Source organism: Corallococcus macrosporus, from assembly GCF_017302985.1.
GTDB lineage: Bacteria > Myxococcota > Myxococcia > Myxococcales > Myxococcaceae > Corallococcus > Corallococcus macrosporus_A.
In genome coordinates this window covers 1,381,583-1,401,493 of record NZ_JAFIMU010000007.1, presented here as the reverse complement: position 1 = coordinate 1,401,493, position 19,911 = coordinate 1,381,583, and the positions used below count along the sequence as shown (strand labels likewise).

18 protein-coding genes and 1 pseudogene are annotated in these 19,911 nt (G+C 69.4%); 12 read left to right on the top strand and 7 right to left on the bottom strand.

Annotated features, from left to right (window positions below; genetic code table 11):
• The first annotated feature begins 92 nt into the window (after positions 1-92).
• Positions 93-902, top strand: coding sequence for a hypothetical protein (locus tag JYK02_RS17970; protein WP_207052617.1), 810 nt, complete (start codon positions 93-95; stop codon positions 900-902).
• A 3-nt stretch (positions 903-905) separates the two neighbouring features.
• Here the strand turns inward: JYK02_RS17970 and JYK02_RS17965 are convergent, their stop codons facing one another.
• Both JYK02_RS17965 and JYK02_RS17960 read right to left on the bottom strand, forming a co-directional pair.
• A complete protein-coding gene (locus JYK02_RS17965) occupies positions 906-1,430 on the bottom strand; it encodes a hypothetical protein (protein ID WP_207052615.1) in 525 nt (174 codons plus the stop codon).
• Positions 1,431-1,464: 34 nt separating this feature from the next.
• The gene (locus tag JYK02_RS17960) at positions 1,465-1,863 is read right to left on the bottom strand and encodes a hypothetical protein (RefSeq protein ID WP_207052613.1); all 399 of its coding nucleotides are present in this window, start codon (positions 1,861-1,863) and stop codon (positions 1,465-1,467) included.
• Positions 1,864-2,008: 145 nt separating this feature from the next.
• Between JYK02_RS17960 and JYK02_RS17955 the strand changes: the two genes are divergently transcribed.
• A complete protein-coding gene (locus JYK02_RS17955; protein ID WP_207052610.1) occupies positions 2,009-3,922 on the top strand; it encodes a propionate--CoA ligase in 1,914 nt (637 codons plus the stop codon).
• A gap of 69 nt (positions 3,923-3,991) precedes the next feature.
• On the opposite strand, the gene JYK02_RS17950 is transcribed toward JYK02_RS17955, so the two are convergent.
• Both JYK02_RS17950 and JYK02_RS17945 read right to left on the bottom strand, forming a co-directional pair.
• The gene (locus JYK02_RS17950) at positions 3,992-5,785 is read right to left on the bottom strand and encodes a M4 family metallopeptidase (RefSeq protein ID WP_207052608.1); all 1,794 of its coding nucleotides are present in this window, start codon (positions 5,783-5,785) and stop codon (positions 3,992-3,994) included.
• Positions 5,786-5,951: 166 nt separating this feature from the next.
• Positions 5,952-6,590: a TetR/AcrR family transcriptional regulator gene (locus tag JYK02_RS17945; protein WP_242588790.1), complete on the bottom strand. Its 639-nt coding sequence runs from the start codon at positions 6,588-6,590 to the stop codon at positions 5,952-5,954.
• Between the two features lie 122 nt (positions 6,591-6,712).
• Here JYK02_RS17945 and trhA point away from each other — a divergent pair, with 122 nt between their 5' ends.
• Both trhA and JYK02_RS17935 read left to right on the top strand, forming a co-directional pair.
• Positions 6,713-7,375, top strand: coding sequence for a PAQR family membrane homeostasis protein TrhA (gene trhA, locus JYK02_RS17940; protein ID WP_347402519.1), 663 nt, complete (start codon positions 6,713-6,715; stop codon positions 7,373-7,375).
• Positions 7,376-7,433: 58 nt separating this feature from the next.
• Entirely contained in the window at positions 7,434-7,835 is a 402-nt protein-coding gene (locus tag JYK02_RS17935) for a hypothetical protein (protein ID WP_207052606.1), read from the top strand.
• A gap of 16 nt (positions 7,836-7,851) precedes the next feature.
• On the opposite strand, the gene JYK02_RS17930 is transcribed toward JYK02_RS17935, so the two are convergent.
• Positions 7,852-8,235 carry a winged helix-turn-helix transcriptional regulator gene (locus JYK02_RS17930; RefSeq protein WP_207052604.1) on the bottom strand — a complete coding sequence of 128 codons (384 nt, stop codon included), beginning with the start codon at positions 8,233-8,235 and terminating at the stop codon, positions 7,852-7,854.
• A gap of 87 nt (positions 8,236-8,322) precedes the next feature.
• Here JYK02_RS17930 and JYK02_RS17925 point away from each other — a divergent pair, with 87 nt between their 5' ends.
• Genes JYK02_RS17925 through JYK02_RS17915 form a run of 3 tightly spaced genes read left to right on the top strand, consistent with a single transcriptional unit; the run spans position 8,323 to position 11,301 of the window.
• A complete protein-coding gene (locus tag JYK02_RS17925) occupies positions 8,323-9,342 on the top strand; it encodes a zinc-binding alcohol dehydrogenase family protein (protein ID WP_207052602.1) in 1,020 nt (339 codons plus the stop codon).
• 17 nt (positions 9,343-9,359) lie between these two features.
• On the top strand, positions 9,360-10,526 hold the full coding sequence (locus tag JYK02_RS40770; RefSeq protein ID WP_207052600.1) for a histidine kinase: 1,167 nt from the start codon (positions 9,360-9,362) through the stop codon (positions 10,524-10,526).
• Positions 10,519-11,301 (top strand): LytR/AlgR family response regulator transcription factor, encoded by a 783-nt coding sequence (locus tag JYK02_RS17915; RefSeq protein ID WP_207052598.1) that lies wholly within the window; start codon positions 10,519-10,521, stop codon positions 11,299-11,301. The genes JYK02_RS40770 and JYK02_RS17915 overlap by 8 nt, the downstream gene beginning before the upstream one ends.
• Positions 11,302-11,611: 310 nt before the next feature.
• Here the strand turns inward: JYK02_RS17915 and JYK02_RS17910 are convergent, their stop codons facing one another.
• Both JYK02_RS17910 and JYK02_RS17905 read right to left on the bottom strand, forming a co-directional pair.
• On the bottom strand, positions 11,612-12,742 hold the full coding sequence (locus JYK02_RS17910; RefSeq protein WP_207052596.1) for a kelch repeat-containing protein: 1,131 nt from the start codon (positions 12,740-12,742) through the stop codon (positions 11,612-11,614).
• Positions 12,743-13,740: 998 nt separating this feature from the next.
• On the bottom strand, positions 13,741-15,258 hold the full coding sequence (locus tag JYK02_RS17905) for an MBL fold metallo-hydrolase (protein WP_207052594.1): 1,518 nt from the start codon (positions 15,256-15,258) through the stop codon (positions 13,741-13,743).
• A 218-nt stretch (positions 15,259-15,476) separates the two neighbouring features.
• Between JYK02_RS17905 and poxB the strand changes: the two genes are divergently transcribed.
• The 5 genes and pseudogenes from poxB to JYK02_RS40765 all read left to right on the top strand — a co-directional run.
• Positions 15,477-17,213: a ubiquinone-dependent pyruvate dehydrogenase gene (gene poxB / locus JYK02_RS17900; RefSeq protein WP_207052592.1), complete on the top strand. Its 1,737-nt coding sequence runs from the start codon at positions 15,477-15,479 to the stop codon at positions 17,211-17,213.
• Positions 17,214-17,305: 92 nt separating this feature from the next.
• On the top strand, positions 17,306-17,824 hold the full coding sequence (locus JYK02_RS17895; protein WP_207052590.1) for an RNA polymerase sigma factor: 519 nt from the start codon (positions 17,306-17,308) through the stop codon (positions 17,822-17,824).
• A 29-nt stretch (positions 17,825-17,853) separates the two neighbouring features.
• Positions 17,854-18,369, top strand: coding sequence for a hypothetical protein (locus tag JYK02_RS17890; protein WP_207052588.1), 516 nt, complete (start codon positions 17,854-17,856; stop codon positions 18,367-18,369).
• Positions 18,370-18,453: 84 nt separating this feature from the next.
• Positions 18,454-18,915, top strand: coding sequence for a DoxX family membrane protein (locus JYK02_RS17885; protein ID WP_207052586.1), 462 nt, complete (start codon positions 18,454-18,456; stop codon positions 18,913-18,915).
• Positions 18,916-19,076: 161 nt separating this feature from the next.
• Positions 19,077-19,313, top strand: a pseudogene (locus tag JYK02_RS40765) (winged helix-turn-helix domain-containing protein); the annotation flags it as partial.
• Between the last annotated feature and the right edge of the window lie 598 nt (positions 19,314-19,911).

Sequence of the window (19,911 nt, the reverse complement as noted above, 5' to 3'; positions counted from 1 at the left end):
CATGCGGGGCTACAGCGACTTGCTGCGTCAGCAGCTTTTACTTCGGAAACTGGAACATTTGTTTTCGCAGGTTACTGGCTCGGAGGGTGCACGTGACGGCGGTGGCGTTCCTGGCGCTGGCGGGTTGCCAGGGGCCGGAGGACGGCGCGCAGGCCCCCGTGGGCGCGCAGGAGTCACAGGCGCAGGCCTGTGTGTCGCGGTTCAATGGCATCCAGAGCTGTGCCACCGGCAACGCGCAGCTGGCCGCCACGGACGAGGGGCTCCAGGTGCGCGGGCTCACCAACGCGCGGACGGACGGCGTGTCCAGCCGGTTCTCCAACGCGTCGGGCTGGCAGCAGACCGCGCGGATGACCCTGGGCGCGGGCCAGGGCCAGTTCTCGCTGGCGGCGCGTGATTCCGACCAGGTGGTCAGCTCGCTGAGCGTCACGCCGGACGCGACCGGAACGCAGCTGTCCATCGCCCCCAGCTTCACCGTGACGCCCGGTGGCTCCAGCTACCGCGTCAACGTGTACCGCGACGGCGTGTTCCAGGGCGGCGGCACCCACGAACCCGCCGCTCGCGTCGTCATCTTCACGGACTGGTTCGGCAACGTGTACATGGCCTGGGGCTTCGCGGACATCGACTTCCGCCACCTGCCCTTCCCCTTCGCCGTGCGTGAGAACGCCGCGCCCCAGGCGGAGACGGGCGCCTGCACCTGGCGCATGAACCTCAAGGGCAAGACCTTCACCACCGAGGTGGATGGCCAGCAGCTCACCGGTGACACCCTGGAGCTGGTGGAGGAGATTGGCGACGGTGCGTACCCCTACCGTCACTTCTCCGGCATCGACGTGAAGGGCTCCGCTGGCGGCTACGTCATCGTGAACGAGGCCACCGCCCGCGCTGACGGCGCCCAGGCGCGCTAGCCGCTATTGCTCGCCGTCGAAGACGGGGCGAAGCCTGCCGCTGTTGATGGCCAGGGTCAGGCTTCGCTCGTGGGCCTCCACCTCCTCACGCGGGCCGGCGTGGATGGCCTGGTGGAAGCGCCGCTGGTCCTCTTCCGTCCAGCGGCCCCGCGCGATGGCGTCATCCAGCACCCGCTGCCCCTGGCGGGAGGCCTCCACCTGTTCGGGCGTGGGGGCGGCACGCGACTCCGCGGGTGACTCCACGGCCGGGGCCGCCGCGGGCTCCCTCGCCGCGAGCACCGCGAGCTGTTCACGGATGAGCCGCAGCTCCTCGCGCGTGTCCGGCGCCTGCGTCACCACGGGCACCGGGGCGGAGGCGGGAGCGGGGGGATGGAGTCCGCGCAGCTGTCGGGACTGCGCTTCCAGCTTCTGGTCCAGCATCCGCTCCACGCGGGCTTCCAGGGTGGCGAAGGTCAGCGCCACGCCCCCGGTGATGCCGAGCGCGATGCCCGGGACCTGTGACAGGAGTGTCTGGAGGAAGGTCTTCATCGTGAGTCTCCGGGGGCGTGACGCAATGGCGGGGTTACGGCGCCTTCGGCTCCAGGTGCGAACCCTTGAGCACGTCGAAGGTCTGGCAGACCCCGTTCACGTCCCAACTGAAGGCGACGTAGGACTCATCCCCCGCGGCCTGCACGCTGCGGACGAGCACCGGTGAGCTGGAGCCACACGTCACCGTGACGTTGGCGGAGTTCGTCGCGTAGCAGCGCATGGACTCGCCATACGTGGCGTCGGCGAAGGTGCGGCAGTAGACGCGCTGGACGGTGTCGGCGCTGTTGCGCGCGGAGCCCATCGAGCCCTCCGCGTAACGGCTCGTCGCGTTGACGATGAGGTTGAACGTCGTCTTCGAACCCGCGTACGCCACGGGCACGGCCAGCAGCACCAGCGCGACGGACATCCCCAACGCCTGCGTGAATCGCTTCATGGTGGAACCCCCTTCAGTGGAAATGGCTGAAGGGGTTACGCCCGCCACAGCGTTTATTCCCGCGCCGTTTCCGGACGGCGTCCTTCCCACCCGCGCGGGCCCGCACCTATCGTCCCGGGACATCCCCCATTGAAGGAGCGTCCACATGGGCAGCTATCGGGACTTCTACCGCCGCTCCATTGAAGCGCCGGATGCGTTCTGGGCGGAGCAGGCCCGGCTCATCGACTGGGAGCGGCCCTTCGACCAGGTGCTGGACGCCTCCCGCCCGCCGTTCGCGCGCTGGTTCGTCGGCGGGCGCACCAACCTGTGCCACAACGCCGTGGACCGGCACCTGGCCACCCGCGCGGACCAACCGGCGCTCGTCTTCGAATCCTCCGAAACCGACCAGCGCCGCCAGTACACGTACGCCCAACTGCACGCGGAGGTGAACCGGGTGGCGGCCATGCTGCGCTCGCTGGGCGTGAAGCGCGGCGACCGCGTCATCGTCTACATGCCCATGGTGCCGGAGGCCGTCTTCGTGCTGCTCGCCTGCACGCGGCTGGGGGCCATCCACTCGGTGGTGTTCGGCGGCTTCGCGGCGCACAGCCTGGCCATGCGCATCGACGACGCGAAGCCGGTCCTGCTGGTGACGGCGGATGCGGGCATGCGCGCGGGCCGGGTCATCCCCTACAAGCCGCTGGTGGACGAGGCCCTGTCGCTGGCGAAGCACCCGCCCGCGCACGTGCTGGTGTTGGACCGGGGGCTCGTGCCCGGCAGCCCCGTCACGCCGAGGCGCGACGTGGACTTCGCCTCGCTGGGCGCGCGGCACGAGGGGGCGCAGGTGCCGGTGGAGTGGCTGGAGTCCTCCGAGCCCAGCTACATCCTCTACACGTCCGGCACCACCGGGAAGCCCAAGGGCGTGCAGCGCGACACGGGCGGCTACGCGGTGGCGCTGACCGCGTCCATGCGCCACATCTACACGGGGCAGCCGGGCGAGGTGATGTTCACCGCCTCCGACATCGGCTGGGTGGTGGGCCACTCGTACATCGTCTATGGCCCGCTCCTGAACGGCATGACGACGGTGCTCTACGAGGGCCTGCCCATCCGGCCGGACGCCGCCGTCTGGTGGCGCCTCATCGAGCAGCACCAGGTGAGCGTGATGTTCACGTCGCCCACCGCCATCCGCATCCTGAAGAAGCAGGACGCCGCGTTCCTCAAGCGCCACGACACCTCCAGCCTGCGCTACCTGTTCCTCGCCGGTGAGCCGCTGGACGCGCCCACGCACGCGTGGATTTCAGACGCGCTGCCGGCCACGCAGGTGCTGGACAACTACTGGCAGACGGAGACGGGCTGGCCCATCCTGGGGCCCGTTCCCGGGGTGGAGCCGCGCAAGCGCAAGCTGGGCTCACCGGGCGTGGCCATCTACGGCTACCGCGTGAAGCTGGTGGACGGGCTGAGCGGGGAGGCGGTGACGGCGCCGAACCACAAGGGCGTGCTTGTCATCGAGCCGCCGCTGCCGCCGGGGTGTCTGTCCACGGTGTGGGGCGACGACGCGCGCTTCGTCTCCACGTACTTCACCAGCTTCGATGCGCCCCTCTACAACACCTTCGACTGGGCCACGCGCGACGAGGACGGGGACTACTTCATCCTGGGCCGCACCGACGACGTCATCAACGTGGCCGGCCACCGGCTGGGCACGCGTGAGATTGAAGAGGCCATCAGCGGCCACCCGGCCATCGCGGAGGTGGCGGTGGTGGGCGTGAAGGACGAGCTCAAGGGTCAGGTGGTGATGGCCTTCGCCGTGCCCAGGGACCCCGCGCGCCTGCACCGCGAGCAGGACCGCGACGCGCTCGCGCAAGAGGTGATGGACACGGTGGGCCGCACGCTGGGGGCCGTGGCCCGCCCGGCGGCGGTGTACGTGGTGGCGAACCTGCCCAAGACGCGCTCCGGCAAGCTGCTGCGCCGGAGCATCCAGGCGGTGGCGGAGGACCGGGAGCCGGGCGACCTCACCACCATCGAGGACCCGGGCGCCCTGGAGGGCATCCAGGCGGCGGTGAAGGCGCGGCCTCCGAAGGCCTGAAAACAGCAGAGCCCCCGGCAGGGTCGCCTGGGCCGAGGCGACCGCACCGGGGGCCCTTGGAGGGATGGCTTACTGCCCGGCGCTCACCGTGAAGGTGGAGCCGGAGAACGCGCTGTAGGCGCGGATGAGCACGTAGTACGTGCCCGACTGCGCGGCGTTGATGGTGCAGGACTCGTCGCTGGTGGCGCCCGCGGAGCGGCAGTCGTAGCTGGTGGTCGTGGGCGCGCTGCCGAACTTCACGTACAGGTCCGCGTCACCCGTGCCGCCTGCGAGCTGGAAGCGCATGGACGTGGCGCCGGCCGGCTTCACGTAGCTCAGGTTGGTGTTGCTGTTGCGGGCGCCGGAGACGTTGGTCAGCGTCGCGATGGTGGTCCAGCTCGGAGGAGCGGCCACGCCCACGGCGGTCCAGGCCTCGTTGACGGACGTGGCGGCGCTGGCGCCGTACAGGTCGGTGGCCGCCTGCACGGTGGCGCCTCGCGCGTCGGAGAAGGTGCTGCCCGGCGTCAGGTAGACGGTGTTCGCGCGGTAGAAGATGGCCGCGCCCTTCTGGATGCTGGCGTAGCTGTTGCTGTCCAGCGCGGGCACCACGTTGCTCGTCTTGCCGCGCGGGTGCGTGCCGCCGTTGACCATCAGGTGGAACGCCAGGTTCGCGATGCCGGAGTTCCAGTGCACGCCGCCGCTGTCGGACGTGCCGGTGTAGCGCGTGGGGTAGTAGTCGTAGTCCCCCGCGATGGCCGGGTCGTTCATGTAGCGCAAGGCGTCGCCCGCGGTGGCCGGCGTCCAGCACTCCTCGCCAATCTTCCAGGTGTTGGCGCTGACGGCGCCGTCCCGGTACGCCTCGATGGAGGCGCCGAAGATGTCGGACATGGCCTCGTTCAGCGCGCCGGACTCGTTGGCGTAGATGAGCTCCGAGGACGTGTCCGTGACGGCATGGGTCAGCTCGTGGCCCACGACGTCCAGCACCGTGAGGGCGCTGGACTGCACGCCGTCACCGTCGCCGTAGACCATCTGCGTCCCGTCCCAGAACGCGTTCACGTAGTTCTTGCTGTAGTGGACGCTGGAGGTGAGCGTCGTGCCCAGCCCGTCGTAGCTGTCCCGGCCGAACACGTTGGCGTAGAAGTCATACGTGAAGCCCGCGTTGTCGTGGGCCTGGTCCAGCAGCGCGTCACCCGACGGGCCCTGGCCCTCGCTGCGCACCAGCGTGCCCGGCAGCGTGGTGCGGTTCTTCGCCGTGTACGTCTTGCGGTTGCGGTGGGTCTGCAGGTTGTCGAAGCCCCAGACGGTGTCGCCCGTGCGCGCGTCGATGAAGACGTTCGGCATGGAGGGCAGGCCGTCCACGTCCATCGTGGCCAACTGCACGCGCCACGTCAGGCGGGTGTCCTTCTGGTCGGCGAGGATCTGCAGGTCCGCGCGGGGCGCGCCCGTGAGCACGCCGCCCGCCTGCTCCACGCTCGCGACGGCGCGCTGGATGGCCTCGTCCGCCTTGAGCCGGGGCGTGGTCTCCACCTTGAGGTTGCGCACCAGCTTGTCCGTCACGCCCGCGACCGCGCCGTTCGCGTCCAGGTGGACGATGGCCGCGGCGCCAAAGACAGGCACGCCCTGGAACGTCTGCGCAAGGCGCTCATGCGCCTGGCCGCGCCCGTCCACGTGGAAGCGCCGCGTGGACAGCTCTCCCGCGCCCTTGGCGAAGCCGGGGCGCTCCGCCTGGAGCCGGCGCAGACCGTCGCCACGCACGGGCTTCGCCGCCAGCGCGCTGTCCTGCTGTGCCTCCACCTTCGAGGCGTCTTCAACGGTGTCGGTCGGGCCGCAGGCGCTTCCCAGCAGCAGGAAGGAAGCGAGCGAGGCGTAATGACGGATGCGCATGGGGGTGCTCCGGCGCGCGTGAGGGGCGCTTGTTCCAGGGGTGTGGTTTCACCCAGAAAGTAAAATTCCTGGGCAATTCAGGAGACTCGGTGACTCGTGAAACGGCCACGGCCGGGGCTGGAGCGCTCCTGTTCACACACGCTGTCCTGGTGACACGCACCCTGTTTCAGGCCCGGCGCTTCGGCTCGCGCTTCGCGCCGGGCGGGACGGGGTCCTTGGGCAGGTGCCGCAATCCCATCCATCCGAGCGCCGCCACGTGGCGGGCCACGTTCTCCGTGGAGAAGGCCTTGCCCTCCGCGGCCCACCAGTGTCCCACCTGCGTCACCATGCCCACGAGCGCGTTGGCGTAGATGGGCGCCACCTTGGACGGGTAGCCGGCGTGCTCGAACTCGCTGCGGAAGACGTCCCCCACGCGCTGGGCCAGGTCGTCAATGACACGCGTCAGCCCGCGCCGCGCCGCCGCCGTGGGCGAGTCCCGCGTGAGCACCGCGAAGCCCGCGGGCTCGTCCTTCACGTAGGCCATGAACGCCAGCACCGCGTCCTCGAAGCGCTGCCGGGGCGTGCCCTGCGCGATGCTCGCCGACACGCGCGCCACCAGGTCGTCCATCTCCCGGTCCACGATGGCCGCGTACAGCCCCTCCTTCGCGCCGAAGTGCTCGTACACGATGGGCTTGGACACGCCTGCCTGCTGGGCAACCTCCTCGATGGAGGTCGCCTCGTAGCCCTTCGACGCGAAGACCGCCCGGCCTATCTCCATCAACTGGACCCGGCGCTCGGCGCCCGTCAGCCGCTGTTTCTTCTTCAAGTTGACCTCGAACCTACCCACCGGTAACTTACCGGACCGAAACCTACCATCCCGTAGGTATGGCGAGGAGCCGGCACCGTCATGAAATGCTTCGTTTCGATGGGTGTCGAGTCCGCCATGGGGTGCGCGTGAGCGCGGCGGTGCTGGGAATGGAGAAGCCGAAGCTGCGGGGCGTGCTGCACCAGTGGGCGGCGGCGTTCGCGGTGGGGGCGGGGGTGGTGCTGGTTGCGATGGCGCCCACGCCGCGCACGATGCTGGCGTCCGGGCTGTACGCGCTGAGCCTGGTGGGGCTGTTCACCATCAGCGCGACGTACCACCGGGTGAACTGGTCCCCGAAGGCCCGCGCGTGGATGCGCCGGGCGGACCACGCGGCCATCTTCCTGCTCATCGCGGGGACGTACACGCCGGTCATCCTGCTGGGGCTGCCGCCGGAGGTGGGCAACCCGCTGATGGCGTGGCTCTACGCGGGCGCGCTCCTGGGCATCCTGCAGTCGCTGTTCTGGGTGGCCGCGCCCAAGTGGGTGACGGCGGCGCTGGCCATCGGGGTGGGGTGGACGATGATGCCGTACTTCGGCGACGTCTTCCGCGCGCTGGGCACCTCCGCCATCGTGCTCATCCTGGGCGGCGGGCTGGCGTACACGCTGGGCGCGCTCGCGTATGCCTTCAAGCGGCCCAACCCCCGGCCGGGCGTCTTCGGCTATCACGAAGTGTTCCACGCCATGACGCTGGTGGGGGCGGGGCTGCACTTCATCCTGGTGCTGCGCATGGTGCGCGCGGCGGGGTAGGGCGTCTGTCCTTCCCGGCCGGACTGCGCTAGAGCAGCGCTCCGGAGGGGATATGTCCATGCATCTTCGTGGGGTGCTGTGGGTCGCGGTCCTGGCGATGGGGCAGGGCTGCTTTACGCACAATTCGCTGAGGGATCCGGAGCTGCGGCGGCGGGCGGCGAACATCGTCGTCGTCAAGGCGGAGGAGATGCCCCAGCGGAAGTTCAAGTTCCTGGGCGAGGTGGAGGCGGCCACCTGCACCAGCGGCATCTACCGGACCAACTACTCGCCCGCGGCCCTCCAGGAGATGCTGAAGGGCGAGGCCGCGCGGCTCGAGGCCGACGCCGTCACCAACATCGCGTGCGGCGAGGGCGGCGTGCGCTTCGAGTGCTGGACGTCCTACGAGTGCCGGGGCGACGCCATCCGCTGGGAGGGGCCTCCCGCGGACACCACCCCGAATCCGAAGTTCACGCTCCGGTAGCGGCGGGCGCTTCTCTTCAGCGTCCCGAGGCGACGGCGAGCCGGCGCTTCGGGGCGGCGGGCTCCGGAGTCTTCCGGCCCAGGTACGTCTCTCCCCAGGACTTGAGCGCGGCAATCACGCCGCGCAGTGTCTGTCCTTGCGGCGTGAGGCTGTACTCCACGCGCGGAGGGACCTCCGCGTACACCTGCCGGTGCACGAGCCCGCTCTCCTCCAGCTCGCGCAGGTGCTGCGTGAGCATCCGCTGCGTGACGTCCGGGATGCGCTTGCGCAGCTCCCCGAAGCGCAGCGTGCCTTCCAGCAGGTGGTGGAGGATGAGCCCCTTCCACTTGCCCCCAATCACATCCAGCGTCGCGGACACCGGACAACCGGAGGAGCAGTCGTAGGTCTTGTGCCGGGCCATGGTTCCCTTTTTGTACGTATGGGCGGAAATCCTGCGTACTTGTCCGATTCAACCTTCGGGACGATGTTGCACGCAAAGGAGCCCCCCATGCGAGCTGTCGCCCTCACGAAGTATCTCCCCAGTGACCACCCCGAGGCCTTCGTCGACGTGGAGCTGCCCGACCCTACGCCCGGCCCTGGCGACCTGCGGGTGCGCGTGCGCGCCGTGTCGGTGAACCCGGTGGACGTGAAGGTGCGCGCGCCCAAGGACAAGGTGGAGGCTTCACCGCGCGTGCTCGGCTGGGACGCGGCGGGTGTGGTGGAGGCGGTGGGGAAGGACGTGAAGCGCTTCCGTCCCGGGGATGAAGTCTTCTACGCGGGCTCCATCGCGAAGCCCGGCACGGACTCCGAGCTGCACGTCGTGGACGCGCGCATCGTCGGCCGCAAGCCGAAGGGGCTGACGTTCACGCAGGCGGCGGCGATGCCGCTCACCTCCATCACCGCGTGGGAGCTGCTCTTCGAGCGCCTGGGTGTGCCCCAGCGCAGGACGGGCACCCCGAAGGACGCGCTGCTCGTGGTGGGCGGCGCGGGCGGCGTGGGGTCCATGGCCATTCAGATCGCCAGCAAGCTGACGGACCTGACGGTCATCGCCACGGCGTCGCGGCCGGAGACGGTGGAGTGGTGCAAGTCATTGGGCGCGCACCACGTGGTGGACCACCGCCAGCCGCTGGCCGCGCAGGTGCAGGCGCTGGTGCCGGGCGGCGTGCGCTACGTGATGGCGCTCACCCAGACGGAGCAGCACTTCGCGCAGTTGGTGGAGCTGATGGCCCCGTTCGGGCAGCTGGGCATCATCGACGACCCGCAGACGCCGCTCGACGTGAACGCGATGAAGCGCAAGAGCCTGGCGCTGCACTGGGAGCTGATGTTCACCCGCGCGCTCTACGACGCGGATCCGCTCTCCCAGCAGCGGCTGCTCGACACGGTGGCGGACCTGGTGGAGGCCGGGACGCTGCGCACCACGATGACGCAGGACTTCGGTCCGCTCACCGCGGCGAACCTGCGGCGCGCGCACGCGGCGGTGGAGACGGGCCGCACGGTGGGGAAGATTGTCCTGAGCGGCATTCCCTGAGCCGCTTCGCGGAGGCCGTGAAGTCCGCCGCGTCCGCCGGTAGACTCGCGGCCCTCTTGGACTTCGTGGAAGCCGCATCCGGAAGCGCCTGGCGGGCCTGGGCGAAGCGGGCCGCCGCGTGGTCCGCGCCCGCGCTCTTCTCCGCGCTGGAGATGTACACCTTCAGCCGGGGCACGCCCGAGCCGCCCGCGCTGTGGCGGGCGCTCGCCGCGCAGATGCCCGCCTGGTACGTGTGGCTGCCGCTCACGCCGTGGCTCACCCGGCTGGCGGCGCGCGAGCCCCTGAGCCCCCTGCGTCCGCGTCCGGTGCTCGTGCACCTGGCGGCGTGCCTGGGCATGGGGGCCCTCTTCGCTGGCGTGTACACGGCGACGACGGCCACGTTCATGCCCATGCCCGGAAGGGACGGGGCCTGGGCCGCGCGCTGGCTGCAGGTGTGGTGGGGCTGGCTGCCGATGGTGGGCATGGCCTACGCGACGGTGCTGGCGGTGGCCCTGGCCACCCGGGCCTCCGAGCGGGCGCGGGACAGCGAGCGGCAGGCCGCGGCGCTCGCGGTGCAGCTGACCGAGTCCCGGCTGCTCGCGCTCCAGACGCAGTTGCAGCCGCACTTCCTCTTCAACACGCTCAACGCCATCGTCGTGCTGGTGCGCGAGCGGGAGACGGAAGAGGCCGCGCGCATGCTGGTGCTGCTGAGCGACCTGCTCCGCCAGTTGCTCCAGCAGGGCGCCACCCAGGAGGTGACGCTGCGAGACGAGGTGGCGGTGCTGTCGCGCTACCTGGAGCTCCAGCAACTGCGCTTCGCGGACCGGCTGCGCGTGGAGTGGGCCGTGGAGCCGGAAGCGCTGGAGGTCCGGGTGCCCCACCTGGTGCTCCAGCCGCTCACGGAGAACGCGCTCCGTCACGGCATCGGCGTGCGCACCGCGGCCGGGGTGCTGCGCATTGGCGCGAGGCGGCGGGGCGACGCGCTGGAGTTGACCGTGCAGGACGACGGTCCGGGGCTGCCCGGGGGCTTCGACCTGGAATCGGCCCGGGGAATCGGCCTGTCGAACACGCGCGCGAGGCTGGCGCAGCTCTACGGTGAAGCAGGGCGGCTGCGAGTCACCAACGCGGAGGGGCAGGGCACCGTCGCCACCATCCTCCTGCCGTGGCGCTTTACGCAGGGTACCGCTGGGGTGGCGCATGGCTGACCTGCGGGTGCTGCTGGTGGATGACGAGCCATGGGCCCGCAGGGGATTGCGGCAGGCCCTGGCACGCCATCCGGACGCAGTGGTGTGCGGCGAGTGCCGTGATGGCCGGGAGGCGGTGGAGGCCATCCGCGCCCAGCGGCCCCACCTGGTGCTGCTGGACGTGCAGATGCCGGAGCTGGATGGCTTCGGCGTGCTGCGCGAGGTGGGCGCGGAGCACATGCCCGCCGTCATCTTCATCACCGCGTTCGACACCTTCGCCGTGAAGGCCTTCACCGTGCACGCGGTGGACTACCTGGTGAAGCCCTTCGACGACGCGCGCTTCGACGAGGCCCTGGCCCGAGCCCGCCAGCGATTGCGAGCGGGAGAGGCCGCGGAGCTGGGACGGCGGCTCGCGGAGCTGCTGGCGGACGCGGGCCCCGCGCCAAAGCCCGCCGAGCCCCCCGCGGACCGGCTGCTGGTGCGCGTGGGCCTGCGCTCCGTGCTCGTCCCCGTCGCGGACATCGAGTGGGTTGAAGCGGACGACTACTGCGTCACGCTGCACGCGGACGGCAAGGCCCACGTGCTGCGCGAGAGCCTGGCGGCGCTGGAGGCCCGGTTGGACGCGGAGCGCTTCGTGCGCATCCACCGCTCCGCCATCGTCAACGTGGAGTGCATCCAGGAGGTGCACCGGCCCTCGCCCACGGAGCAGGTGGTGGTGCTGCGAAGCGGCCAGCGCCTGCGAGTGAGCCGCAGCCGCCGCGAACACCTGGAGCGGCGGCTGGGCCGGGCCCGCTGACACGATGGGCACTACCTCGCCGACAAGCTTCTGGAACTCACTGACAAGTGCGGCATCTCCCTCGCACGTACGGCGCCTCCTGGGATACTCAGCCGACGAAGTGCAGGGCGCCTGCTAAACGCAGGCGCCCTTGCGATCGAGACGTCTGTGCAGGGTCCACGGCACGCATCACTGCGAGGAATTGCTGGTGAAGTGGCTAAAGCGGAGCCGCAAGGACGTGGTCGACCGCCACGTCGGAAACAGATCACGGACGAGAGTGGCCCGAGTTCGCCTCAAACCGCAGGGGCCGCCGGCATCCGAAGGGGACCGGTCAGGGGGTGTAGAGGCTGGTGGCCGTGTGGTAGGTCGTGCCGTTGTGTCCCCCCTCGACGAGCACCTTGCCAGAGGTGAGCAGGGTCATCGTGTGACCAACACGTGCATAGGTCATGGAACCTGCGGAGGCCCAGAGGTTGGAGATCGGGTCATACACCTCTGTCGTGGCGTGGTAGCCACTGGAAGTGGAGCCGGCGTAGAACCCCCCAGTGACGAGCACTTTGCCGGAAGCGAGCCGGATGGCGGAATGGTACATGCGGGCTACGCTCATGTTGGCGGCTGCAGACCAAGTGCCGGTGGCCGGGTCGTATAGCTCTGTCGCGGCGTAGGTGCCGACGCCAGGGCCGCCCCCCGTGACAAGCACCTTGCCAGAGGGGAGCAGTGTGGCGGAGTGGGCGTAGCGGGCACGGATCATGGAGCCCGTGGAGGACCAGGTGCCGGTGACCGGGTCATACAGTTCCGCTGAATTGATGACGGCGGGTTGACCGTAGCCTCCCGCGACGAGCACTTGGCCGGACGCGAGCAGAACCGCAGCGTAGTTCATGTGCGGGGAGATCATACTGCCGGTGGCGGACCAGGAGTTGGTGGCCGGGTCATACAGCTCCGCCGAGGCGAGACGATTGGTGCCATCGGTCCCCCCCGTGACGAGCACCTTGCCGGAGGCGAGCAGCGTCGCGGTGTGACTACCGCGGCCTGTATACAAGGAGCCAGCAGCGGACCACGAGTTGGTAGCCGGGTCATACAGCTCCGCCGAGGAGAGGTGGGTATTCAGCCCGCCCCCCCCTGCGGCGATGAGAACCTTGCCGGAAGCGAGCAGGGTGGCGGTGTGGCCACTGCGAGGCGTAAGGAGGGGGCTGGCAGCGGACCAGGAGTTGGTGGCTGGGTCGTAGAGTTCCGCCGAACCGAGCAGGCCTGAGGTGGGATTCACGCCCCCTACGACGAGCACTTTGCCAGAGGGGAGCAGGGTGGCGGTTGAGCCGTTGCGCCCCGCTTTCATTATGCCCGCGTACGACCATGTGCCAAGGACGCTGGGCTGGTCGCTGTCATCGCGCAGGTCCTGGGCGATGCTCAAGGGTGAACCAGATTCCTCTGGTTCAGCATTGCATGCGGTGAAGGAGAGCAGCAGCACGGTGACGAAGCATGGGAACCGCTTTGCAATAGGCATTACTAGTCCTTGTCATGGTGAACTTGTTGGGCCCTGCGGGATCAATCCATGAGCCGGGCCTAATCCGCAGGCGTTTCAAGAAAGACATCCTTTCGCCAATAGGGTTCGCTTGTCACGCCGCAGGGCGGCGAATGACTACCTTCCCGGTGGCTCGACCGAGCGGGACCACTGGTGAAGCAGCTCAAGCGGATCCGCAAGAACGTGGGTGGCCTCTAGGCTGCTCAGGACAAAGACTTACGGGGCGAAGCGGCCGGTTGACTCAAAGAGGCCACAGGGCCGCGGTCGTCGGAGCCGGCGCGGGTTGGAGGGGTTTGGTTTCGCGGGGGATTGGTCGGTTCGTTTGAATGGTCCCTATTATGGGGACAAAGTATGAATGACCATTTGGAGCTTCTGCCAAAGGCGTGAGTGATTGCGCGGTTGGGTCAGTTCCACTCCACGGCGGTCGGATGTGACTTCGCCCTGACAGACGTCTACGTGGGACTCTGTTCTTCCAGAAAGGGCTATGCGTGCTTGATGATGCGCAACAGTGCTCATCGGCAGTTCATGGTTTGGACCTCGCAACAGTTGGTAACGACGCGCGGCGGTCCGAAGCAGCAGAAGCGGTCTCGCCTTAACACGAATATTCGTGAGCAGTTGGGCGCTGGTGGGGATTGTAAAGGAGGTTTCGGCGGCAGGGTTGTGCCGTCCCAAATTTCAGTTCCTTATGGGAGCACCAGGTCAAGATTACCAGCGACTGCTGCTCCAGCTATCAAAACGCCGGCCGAGAAATGCGCACTCGAGATTGCCGGTAGTGAATTCAGCTTTAAGCGTCCGGACCTGAATTTGGTCCATATGGATTGAGTGGGTAGGAGCCCTCCGGGGATTGTCCTAGCGGTGGCGCTCCGCACAAACCTGCCCGACCGTCGAACAGGTTTGGACCACCGTGACAGACGGGAGGTTTCCCTCATGGATGACAGGCGCCCTCACGGCACGCGGGTCTTCTCCACGGCGGTGGTGAGTGCGCTCCAATCCATGGGCTTCAGGTGCATGCCGAACACGCGCGCCACCGGTAGCTTCTCGCGCGTGGCCACCTCCACCGTCTCGTCCACCTGCTGCACGTTGAAGAACGTGCCGTCCGGGCGGGGCTGCACCAGGTCCGACGTGTAGAGCAGCCGGTGCTCCGGCAGCCACGCGAACACCATCCGCTCCCCCGTCTCCGTGCGCACCGGCACGAGCTCCAGCCGGTTCTTCCCGCTGCCCAGCACCCGCCGCCCGTCCACGACCTGGAGCTTCGCGGCACGAGGCTTCCGCGCGAGCGCATCCGGCACCAACGTGCGAGGCGACGCCACCAGCCGCTCCACCAGCGCGCGGTTCAGGTCCAGCACGTACACAGGGATGCCCCGAGCCACGTACTCCCGCAGCCCACCGATGTGTGGCCAGGCGTCACTGGTGGACACCACGGCCTTCACCTTCAGTCCCGGGAAGCGCTTCGCGGCCTCCTCCATCACGCGCACGGAATAGCCCGAGGCGGTCGGCCCCTCCACCACCACCACACCGTCGTCCTGCGCCACCAGCGCCACGTTCCACGCGCCCGGCAGCTGCACCACGCCGGGCGCCAGCTCCACGGGCGGCGCGTCCGGACGGAGCACGGGCGTGTCGTCCAGCTTCCTCGCGCGGCGCGCCTCGAAGCCCTGCTTCACGTCCTCCGCCACGGCGAAGTCCGCGTCCGCGAGCGGCGGGTCCACCGTCACCGCCGTCACCGTGATGGAGTGATGGGGCTGACCGTTGCGCGCCCACTCCCAGTGGCGCGGATAGCGCAGGCCGCCGGACTCCAGGGACCACGCCTGGAAGGACAGCACGGTGCGCACGTCCCCCCAGACGCTCCAGAACATGTCTTCCGGATGCGCGTCCACCGTCTCCACCGCCGTGGGCAGGCCCGTGCGGGCATTGAGGAACAGGCGCACGCTCGCGCGGTCCAGGTGGAAGGCGACGACGTGGTGGGGCACCTCCTGCGCCACGGTGTCCGCCTGGGCACGCAGGTCCTTCGCGTCCAGGGCCGCGAGCAGCACGTGCTCCGGCGCGAAGGCCAGCCGCTCCTGCAGGTCCTGGAGCTGCGCGCTGCCCATGGGCCGCCACTTCCCTTCGACCTCCGCCGCCGCCACGCCGTCGGCCAGCAGCATCGTCACGCGCCTCCACTCGTCCATCACCATCCCGCGCCCTTCGGACTGCTGACGCAGGCGGCCCCGGCGCAGGTCGCGCACCTCGTCGAACTGCTCGTACATGACGAGGAAGGGCGGCGAGGGACGCTCGGACTGCTCCAGCAGGTTCCAGTGGCCCACGCCCCGGATGCGCAGGCCCGTGAGTGCCCGGAGCCGGGCCTCGCCGCCCATGGCCTCGGCGGCGGCACGGACGTGGGCGCGGCCGGGGTCCTCGGCGGCGGAGGTGGGCAGGGCCAACAGCAGCAGCGCGGCGGCGGTGGACAGCGGCAAGGGGTTTCGCATGGGCCCAGGATGTCGCGGCCGGAGCCTGCCCTCGGAGGCCATGCCGCCAGTGACGCGAACGGCGCGGCGAACGGTGAGCGGAGCGCGGCGAATGGTGGAGGCACTCCCGCCCAGGGCAGCCAGCCTTGCGCGGGGCCCGGCCGCACGGCCGGTCGCAGGGCGGTGGGACGGTGCACATCTTCGCCGCGGGTGAAGGCGCTCAGGGCCAGGAGTGGACGATGAAGAGGACGGCGGCGGACCAGTTCGTGGAAATCCTCGCGCTCGCGGGGGTGAAGCGCATCTACGGGGTGGTGGGCGACAGCCTCAACGCCATCACCGAGGCGCTGCGCAAGCGCGGCGACATCGAATGGGTCTCCATGCGCAGCGAGGAGGCCGCCGCCTTCGCGGCCGGCGCGGAGGCGCACCTCACCGGACAGCTCGCGGTGTGCGCGGGCAGCTGCGGCCCCGGCAACACCCACCTCATCAACGGCCTCTATGACTGCCACCGCAGCCGGGTGCCGGTGCTGGCCATCGCGGCGCAGATCCCCTCCGTGGAGCTGGGCACCGGCTACTTCCAGGAGACCCACCCGGAGAACCTCTTCCGCGAGTGCAGCCACTACTGCGAACTCATCTCCGCCTCCAACCAGATGCAGCGCACCGCGGAGATCGCCGTGCGCAACGCCCTGGGCAAGCGAGGGGTGTCCGTGGTGGTGATTCCCGGCGACATCGCGCAGCAGAAGGAGGAGGAGGCCCGCCCGCCCACGCCGGAGTCCCTGCGGCTCTCCGAGCCCCAGGTGATGCCCTCCAACACGTCGCTGGAGCAGATGGCCGCGCTGCTCAACACCGGGGGCCGCGTGACGCTCCTGTGCGGCGCGGGTTGCGAGGACGCGGGACCGCAGGTGGTGGAGCTGGCGAAGCGGCTCCAGGCGCCCGTCGTCTCCGCCCTCCGGGGCAAGGAGTTCGTGGAGAAGGACAACCCCCACTTCGTGGGGCTCACGGGGCTCATCGGCTACGCGTCCGGCTACTGGGCGATGATCGACTGCGACGTGCTGGTGATGCTGGGCACGGACTTCCCCTACCGGCAGTTCTACCCGGACCGCGAGGACACACGCGTCATCCAGGTGGACGTGCGCCCGGAGAACATCGGCAAGCGCACGCGCGTGGACCTGGGCGTCGTGGGCAGCGTGGCCCCGACGCTCCACGCGCTCCTGCCCCGGCTGGAGGCCCGGAGCGACACGAAGCACCTGCATCGCGCGCTCGAGCACTACCGCAAGACGCGCGAGGAGCTGGATTCACTGGGACAGGGCACGGTGGGCCGCAAGCCCATCCACCCGCCGCAGGTGGCTCGAGCGTTCGACCTCCAGGCATCCGACGACGCCATCTTCACCTGTGACGTGGGCCTGCCCACGGTGTGGGCCGCGCGCTACGCGACCATGAAGGGCGGCCGGAGGTTGGTGGGCTCCTTCAACCACGGCTCCATGGCCAGCGCGCTCGCGCAGGCGATTGGCGCGCAGAAGGCCTTCCCGGACCGGCAGGTCGTCTCCTTCTCCGGAGACGGCGGCTTCACGATGCTGATGGGGGACGTCCTCACGCTGGTGCAGCTGTCGCTGCCCATCAAGATCGTCGTGTTCAACAACAGCTCCCTGGGCTTCGTGGCCATGGAGCAGCAGGTGGGCGGCATGCTCGACGTGGGCACCGCGATGCACCCCACGAACTTCGCGAAGCTGGCGGAAGCGCTGGGCATGAAGGGCCTGCGCGTGGAGGACCCGGGGCAGGTGGACGAAGCCGTCCAGCAGGCGCTCGCGACGCCAGGGCCCGTGCTGGTGGACGCCGTGGTCAGCAAGGCGGAGCTGGTGATGCCCCCGCGCATCACCGCGTCCATGGCCGCGGGCTTCACCCTGTTCGGCATCAAGGCCCTGCTCAACGGCCGCACCACCGAGGTGCTGGAGCTGGCGCGCACCAACCTCTGGCGCTGAAACTCCTGTTGTTTTCAGGGGTTGGGCGCGGACAGAGAAAAATCAGCAGGGCCGCGAATCCATTCGGCCCGTGGCCGCCTCTTATCCTGCGAATGGATACGACACGCACCCCTGACGCGTTGCTGCTCGCGGCCCACGCCGGTGACCGCGACGCGATGGTGCACCTGCTCCAGGTACACCAGCCGAACCTGCGGCGCTATGCACAGAAGCGCTGCCGCATCAGCGACGTGGACGACGCGGTCCAGGAGGCCCTGCTGGTGATGTCCCGCCACCTGGCCGCCGTGCGCAAGCTGGCGTCGTTCTCCGGGTGGATGTTCCGCATCGTCCAGCGCGAGTGCCGCCGCTTGGCCCGCACAGTGCTGGAGCAGGACCCCTACGAGGAGGCGCTGGCGGACCAGTGGATGTCCGCGCACACGCCGGACTCGTTGCGGCTGGACCTGGCGTCCGCGCTGGAGTCGCTGCCGCCGCAGTACCTGGAGGTCGTCGTGCTGCGCGACTTCGAAGCGCTGTCCATCCGAGAGATGGCCGAGCGCCTGTCGCTGGAGCCCGCGGCGGTGAAGAGCCGCTTGCACCGCGCCCGCGTGATGATCCGCGAATACCTGCTGGCCTGAATTCCAAACCCTCTCATCGGAGTCCTTCCATGGCGAACCCCCTGTCCATCCTGGGCATCATCCACACGCTCGTGAGCGTGCCTCCCATCGTCTTCGGCGCCTGGGCCTTCGTGCGCGACGGGCGCATCGACCCGGGGACTCGCGTCGGCAAGGCATACGTCGCCAGCATGGTGACGTCGGTGGTGACGTCGTTCGGCCTGTCGAGCACGGGCGGCTTCAACCCCGGCCACGGATTGGGACTGCTGGCGCTGCTGCTCATGGCGGTGGGCACGGCGGCTCCGGGCCTGGGCGTGTTCGGCCGCGCCACGGAGTACGTGCGGACCCTCACGTACTCCGCCAGCTTCATGGTGCTGCTGGTGCCGGGCATCAACGAGACGCTCACCCGCCTGCCCGCCGACAAGCCCCTGGCCGACAGCCTCCAGTCCCCGCTGGTGCAGGCGGCCCTGGCGACGCTGCTGGGCCTGTTCCTCTGCGGCGCCACGTACCAGATCCTCCGGCTGCGCGCCCGGGCGTACGGCCATGTAGGCGGGCTGCCGCACCGATAAAAAGAGGGGCGTGTGTCGATTGATGGGCCCCTGATTCGACGTGGAGCTAGAAGCCCCGCGCTCTTACCTGCCACGGAGTACGCCATGGACACCGCCCTCTCCTCCTCCACCCCTGGGGTGGAGGCCACCCCGAAGAAGAAGTCGTTCGCCCGTCACCTGCCGACGGCGGCCCGCGTGTTCATGGGGCTGGTGTTCTTCGTCTTCGGCCTGAACGGGTTCCTGGAGTTCATCCCCACGCCCAAGGACCTGAACCCGGCGGACCCGGCGGTGGCCTTCGGCATCGCGATGAAGGCGACGGGCTTCCTGTTCTGGCTGGTGAAGGGCACGGAGACGGTGGCGGGGCTCCTGCTGCTGGCCAACCGCTTCGTCCCGCTGGCGCTGGCCATCATCGCGCCGGTCATCGTGAACATCTTCCTGACGCACGCCCTGCTCGCGCCCGCGGGCCTGGGCATGGCGGTGATGCTCCTGGCCGCGGAACTCTTCCTGGCCTGGTCCTACCGGGCTGTGTACCGCCCGATGCTCGCCATGCGGGCAACGCCTTCCTAGACAGCAAGGTCGCGAGAGGTTCGTCGTTCCGCCCCGCGACCCGAAGTCGCCCGCGAGGCCCCGCCTGCCGGAGCCGTCCTCGCCCAACTGGTCCGACTGTCGGACCAGTTCGCGGCCCACGCCGCCGGGGGCTGGGCTGTCCCGGCAGTCCGCCCACGTCCATGTCAGACCCGTCTGGTTGGATGGGCGAAGCATGGGCGGGGAGGGGAGCGCGGATGGTGCGGGTGGGGTTGGTCGCGTACGTCGAGGAGCAGCTCGAGCAGGACATTTCGCTGAGGCGACTGCCGAGGAACGGGCTGTTCCCCTCGGAGCGGATGATGGCTCGCCGCTTGGGGGTGAGCCGGGGCACGGTGCGCGAGGCCTTGCGACGGTTGGCCGCGCGGGGCCTGATTGTGCAGCGCCCCGGACGCCAGGCGCGGGCGGTGGCTCTGGACGAGTCCCTGACGCTGGAGAACCTGGGCCTGGCGCTGCATGCCGCGCGCTCCGAGGAGTGCCGTCGGCTCCTGGAGGGCTTCTTCAGCCTCAAGCGGCAGGTGCTGGTGGAGCTCCTGGCCGACTGCTGCGCGAATGCCTCTGAGTCGCAGGTGGGCCGGTTGGGGGACATCTGCTACGCGCTCCGGGACGCGGCGCGCTGGTACCCCGGAGCGCGCTGCGCCCAACTGGAGTTCGAGTTGCTGCGGCTGGCGGCCCAGGCGGCTGCGCGTCCAGGGCATCTGCTCCTCATCCAGTCGCTGCAACGAGCCTTCAGGGGCATTGCGGCCTCGCTGCTGCCTTTCATGGGTGGCGAGCCGCTGGGCGAATGGGCTGGTTGCGCGATGCATGCCCTGGGCGAGCGCGACATGCAGGCGCTTCAGCATCAGCTGCCGGCGTTGCTGAAGGCGTGTGATGAGCGGGTGCTCGATCAGTTCGCCCCTGTTCCCCGGGAGGATGCGTCTCCAGAGGCGCTTGAGGCTCAGGAGTGCAACCTCGGTGCTCCCGTGTCAGCCACCGCGTCGA